The following is a 1,526-nucleotide window of genomic DNA, read 5'->3' as shown; positions in this document are numbered from 1 at the left end:
TTTTACTTGACCACTTCAAAATCCTTATTTGAAGAGTGTGAGGGCGGTGTGATGTTCTCACAGGCGCATTATCTGCTCGACTCATCTCATAGTGATTACACAAACGACGTTGCCTGCGTGACTTTTGATGAGCCGTTAGCATGTTGGCTGATTACAGTGCCATTAGAAGAGGATGCACGGTCTGATACTGTGGCTTGGGGACCTTACCCGTATCTTCCTAAATCGAAAGACCTTGAAGCAGTGTTGGCTGAGATTGAAAAAGACCCTAAATCGTATTTTTGGTCATAAAGGTCTGTTTTAATTCGCTGGTGGCGGTGGCACTAGAGCTACGCTTTCTGTTCATTCTCAATCAAGCAAATAGTTTGTTCTGGGTGGCAGGCCGCGTCTTACACTTGTGGTTTCATGCTTTGTAATTGAGATTGTGCGATGAGAGAACGGAAATCTTTCGGTGTCTTCCCATGATACGTTTTAAAGGCTGTGCTGAAGTGCGCAGCGCTCTTAAAGCCAGACTCATAAGCGATTTGGGTAATGGATTTAGTCGACGTTCTCAGTTGCGTTGCGGCATGAGCAATACGCTTAATCTTCAATAAGTTTGAAAACGAAAGATCTTCAGCCGATAAACGACGTTTCAGGGTGGCTGGCGACATGCCCATGTAACTGGCGAGCGTATCCAAAGAGATATTGTTTTCAATATTCTGTTCAATGTAGTGAATGACTTTTTGCGTCACTGTTAACCTTGAAGCACGTGCGATGATAACCAACAGAGCAGGGTATTGTTCGACCATCAGTGAGAGCAAACCTAAGCCTAATTGAGTGAGTGCGTAGTCATTTTTAGTTGAAGAATGAGCTAAAGACATGATGAGGTCTTTCAGTTCGCAGATCTCGGTATCGGTTTGGTTGAATTTGATGTACTGGTTGGGGACTCGGGTGGATTCTAGGTCACTGAATTGGTTTATGAACTTCTGGAAAATATCTAAATCAAAATCTAAGCAGGTTGCGCTGAATTCGCCGTTTTCTGTATCTACTGTGATGTCTTTGATTTGGCCTGAGTTATAAAGTGTGAAATCGCCTGCCTGCAATGAGGCTTCGGTGCCATCGGGGAGCACGAAAGAGATACTGCCTTTTGAAACGATGAAAATACCATTTTTAGAGGCGGGGTACCGTTCTCGTTTCCTGGGGATGAAGTTTCTGAATTGAGTAACTGTTATTGATGACATAATGTGCTTCTTTGACGTTGTAAACGAGTTGCTTATTAGTTTTAGTATTGTTTAAGCATGAGACATTTACAAAAAAGGCGCTAATAATTAGCGCCTTTAGAAGTGAACCTTTGAAGCTTATGACCTTGAAAGCTTTGACCTTGAAAGGCTTATCCTTTACAGCTATTAAGCTTCGGTTTCGTTTGTTGTTTCAGGCTCGCTAGGCAAGTCCGCAAATACTTGAGTAGGTTTTGCTACTAAGTTACGGTTTTCCTGATTAACTTCAGAGAGAACTACTTCTAAAACGTCTCCCAGTTTGTATACCATTTC

The 1,526-nt window shown here is 42.5% G+C and carries 2 protein-coding genes; one reads left to right on the top strand and one right to left on the bottom strand.

Annotated elements, in window-relative coordinates; all coding sequences use genetic code 11:
- A partial coding sequence (locus BCT81_RS25955) for a DUF3024 domain-containing protein (protein WP_102426331.1) occupies window positions 1-288 on the top strand: 288 nt, incomplete at its 5' end.
- A gap of 98 nt (window positions 289-386) precedes the next feature.
- Here the strand turns inward: BCT81_RS25955 and BCT81_RS25950 are convergent.
- The gene (locus BCT81_RS25950) at window positions 387-1,217 is read right to left on the bottom strand and encodes an AraC family transcriptional regulator (RefSeq protein WP_102426330.1); all 831 of its coding nucleotides are present in this window, start codon (window positions 1,215-1,217) and stop codon (window positions 387-389) included.
- Window positions 1,218-1,526: the final 309 nt, after the last annotated feature.

The organism is Vibrio sp. 10N.261.52.A1 (assembly GCF_002876325.1).
In the GTDB taxonomy this organism is placed as follows: Bacteria; Pseudomonadota; Gammaproteobacteria; order Enterobacterales; family Vibrionaceae; genus Vibrio; species Vibrio chagasii.
This window is presented reverse-complemented; position numbering and strand designations above follow the sequence as displayed.